This is a genomic window from Streptomyces sp. S.PB5, from assembly GCF_030403745.1.
GTDB lineage: Bacteria > Actinomycetota > Actinomycetes > Streptomycetales > Streptomycetaceae > Streptomyces.
Window position 1 is genome coordinate 1 of record NZ_JAQMWP010000054.1, and the last position, 3232, is coordinate 3232.

A 3232-nucleotide genomic window follows, 5' to 3' on the forward strand; every position below is an offset into this window, starting at 1 on the left:
CGCCCTACGGTCGATTCACCGAGCTCGGCACGGAGCCAACACCTCCGAACCGACCCGGCCGTGTGCCCGAGTGGCTTAGGGACTCGCCTGCAAAGCGAGGTACGTGGGTTCAATTCCCGCCACGGCCTCAAGTGCCTGACCAGGCAAAAGGAAAGGGCGGCACCCCGAGGGGGGTGCCGCCCTTTTGGTCGTCCGTCTCAGCTCCCGTCTCAGTTGGCACACCGAAACCGGTCAGCAGAGTCTCCCTCTACCTGCCACCCAGCAGAAGAGACACGGTCTCCGCACCTCCGGCCTTCCGGTAGAGAGTCACTAGGACAGTGATACCCGTCAAGGTCGTGAGCGGCGCGGCAACTTCAGCTGGCAGCCTCAAGACCGCGACTCCAACCGCAGCGGCAGCGACCATCACGGCTGCAATCACCGTCTTCAGCGCCTCACGGTCGCGCACAGGCTGGAAGCCTTCAAGCTCGCCTTCTTCGAGCAGCGCTCCCACTCGACCCTCCGCAAGTCGATCCCCCACCCTGACTAATAACTTTCCCAATTCGCGCAAGCCATTTTCAGGGTCCGCATCCACACATGCCGCACGGGCACGCAGGAGCGCTACCACTCGACCCGCATGGGTCTTTAGTTCGTTCTTCTGGTGGCGCCGCGGCTTCACGCGAGCCGGTCGAGACCTTTCCAAGCCCGGAGTATCTCCCGTTCCGCCTGCAACAAGAGGCAAGCCGAGTTAGTCAAGGAGACTTGAACCCAACCACGCGCCGAAAGAGCACGCTCACACTGGGCAGCATGGCCATACAAGATCAGGGCTGCCCTCAAACGCCTTTCTAACGCCCACAAATTACCACGATGCAGATCCGCTTCATTGGCCCAATTCCCCAGCATCAGACTCAAAGGGGCCAGCGGCCTTACTGCATAAACGAACACGGACACCAGCGCGGATAGTATGACCACCCCGATAGTCATGTTGTACCACTCCAGGGGACGCACGCTCGCCACTCCGCCTAGTATTGCAGGCCAATTCTCATTTACTTTTTCCCAGAAGACGAGAGCCTGTAGAAAAATTGACCGAAATGCGCGACCAAAGAAAAGCGCGAGGAATGCGACAACGATAATCAGACGAACCGCAACGATGACCAGGAAGGCGAAAGCCCATCTTTCAACCACCCTTACTCGCCAGCGCGAACCATCGATACCCAGTACAGAGAATTTGGATAGCACAGAATCGGCACACCTAGCTCCAATGCGCCGTGCCCGACGATGCAAGAATTTGGATCGGAGAATATAGCCACTCATGGCGAACATTCTGCCAGTGAATCTACCGCGAAGAAGCTTGTTTGTTCGCTTTCGCGTTGGAGAGGTCTCGCTGATGAGTCTGCTGTGCGACTCATCAGCGAGACCTGCGGTTGGTCACTCCAGCTCTGGCAAGCGCGAGGCTGAGGTGTCCTAAATCAAGCTGTTCACCTGCTTTGCGATGTCGGCGCGTACAGCGTCCACCATGTGCTGATAACGGGCGGCCACGGCCGCGGTCGACCACCCCATGAGGCCCATGACGGCGCGTTCTGGGACGCCCAGGATCAGCAGAACCGTCGCGGCTGTGTGGCGAGCGTCGTGAAGGCGCCCATCCCTGACGTTCGCTTCCTTTTTCCATAGATCAGGGCACGAGCGGCCAGACCCAGATCAGCCCTGTGACGCGGCAACATCATTGAGGCTTGCACCTAGCATGACCATCTGTCCACGAGAGTCGGAGTCTTTGGCATTCAGGATCTGAGGGCGCCCGTATAGCTTCCGGAAGGCCTGTAGGGCGATCACAATGGCCCGATCTCTGTGATTTACCACGACCGAGTGAGACGGTTCCTTCGATTTGCCGTGAACGATGGCGCTCCTAGTGTTATAGATTTTTCCCAACTCGCCGTAAAGTTGGTTTCTCGCTTCATAATCTCTATCCTCAAGGAGGATAGCCAGAGATCCGCAGACTCTGAGCTTGGTCTCTGGAGAACTACTGAACATGTTTTCCCAAGCAAGAACTGCATCGACGAGCGAGTCTAGTGGGTCGCTACGCGTGCCTGCGGCAGAGATCACACGGCGCATCGCCACGCGCAGATTCTGCGGATGACCCTTGATTACTCGATTGATCCAATCATCGGCCTGGCTTGCGAATTCCCCTGTTAGGGTAATCGGTGGCAACCGGGCCCCTTCTGGCCTGCGCGAGTAAATGTGGTTCGAGAAGGTAGAAAACGGGTGAACGGTTGAAATGGAAACAGGAAATGCGGAGCCTGGCCGCTCATCTGGGCTTGCCAACATTAGCCCCAAGCATACAGAGTCAACCAGCGATCTAACCTCCCTGTGCCATTCTTCAACCTCTTTAGAATGCTGGGAGTAGTCAAACGATTCGAATTCGGCGGCTGGCCTCTTTGATAGAACCCGGCTTTTGGCGTGGCATACCAGCACGACCCCCGCGCTGTTCATGTTCAGGTCGTATTCGGCGTCCTCTGGCCTTCGCGCCCTCAAAAGCCCGTAGCTATGCTCCGCCAGGTCCGTACCCTCTTCGAAGGCGACGTTCCCTAGACCTACGATGATCGGGACATCAATAGTGTCCCCAGCTGCAAGACTTCTTGCGTCTTCCAAGAGGGAGGAGAGACAGGAAAGGAATCTGACAGTCGAAAAATCCCTGTCCAATTGACAGCGCTGAAATGAATTCTTGATTAGGTCGTCAGCCAAGGACAGGAGCTGAACTGGCTCCATCCCTCCAACTGGGTAGCCGAGTAGCGACTGCACGTTGAGGATCTCCGATAGCTCGTCGGGGATATCCGCCCCTTCAAGCCCTGGGAAGAGTTCTTTCAATTTCTCATCACTGAGCACTTCCCGACAGAACTCTGGAAAATCTTTGCGAGCTGCGGTGAGTGCCCTCATCGGCATCGGAGAAACCCCGTGAGTCGGTTCCGGTTTCTTGATCAGGTAGCCCGGGTAGGCGTCTCGACCAAAGGCGAGAAGCATCTCAGCAAGCCTATCGTTAGGCTTATCGATCTGCTGAAGTTCCCCGCCGCAGTGCGCCCTCAAGACATTTGCCCTGCTCATTCCATAGTCAGGAATGTACTCTGTGGCAATGAATGTGAGATTCAACCAGCGCGTGAGGGGGTCCTGGCTAAGGGCCGTCCCGTAAATGATCTTCGGGTCGCCTCGGGCACGGTTGGTCGTTGCGCGGCCCGTTGAACTATCCGGTGAGGGCGAGGTTGTG

General features: G+C 57.1%; 3 protein-coding genes, 1 tRNA gene and 1 pseudogene. 1 reads left to right on the forward strand and 4 read right to left on the reverse strand.

All coding sequences use genetic code 11. The features are described 5' to 3' along the window. Positions 1–56: 56 nt before the first annotated feature. A tRNA-Cys gene (locus PH203_RS49480) sits at positions 57–128 on the forward strand. A 119-nt stretch (positions 129–247) separates the two neighbouring features. Here PH203_RS49480 and PH203_RS49485 read toward each other — a convergent pair. The 4 genes and pseudogenes from PH203_RS49485 to PH203_RS49500 all read right to left on the reverse strand — a co-directional run. Then, positions 248–490 (reverse strand): hypothetical protein, encoded by a 243-nt coding sequence (locus tag PH203_RS49485; RefSeq protein WP_289929521.1) that lies wholly within the window; start codon positions 488–490, stop codon positions 248–250. A 161-nt stretch (positions 491–651) separates the two neighbouring features. Beyond that, positions 652–1215: a hypothetical protein gene (locus tag PH203_RS49490; protein WP_289929524.1), complete on the reverse strand. Its 564-nt coding sequence runs from the start codon at positions 1213–1215 to the stop codon at positions 652–654. Between the two features lie 225 nt (positions 1216–1440). Continuing rightward, a pseudogene (locus PH203_RS49495) lies at positions 1441–1635 on the reverse strand (tyrosine-type recombinase/integrase); the annotation flags it as partial. 39 nt (positions 1636–1674) lie between these two features. Then, positions 1675–3232 (reverse strand): HEPN domain-containing protein (locus tag PH203_RS49500; protein ID WP_289929525.1); only part of this gene is annotated, 1558 nt, incomplete at its 5' end.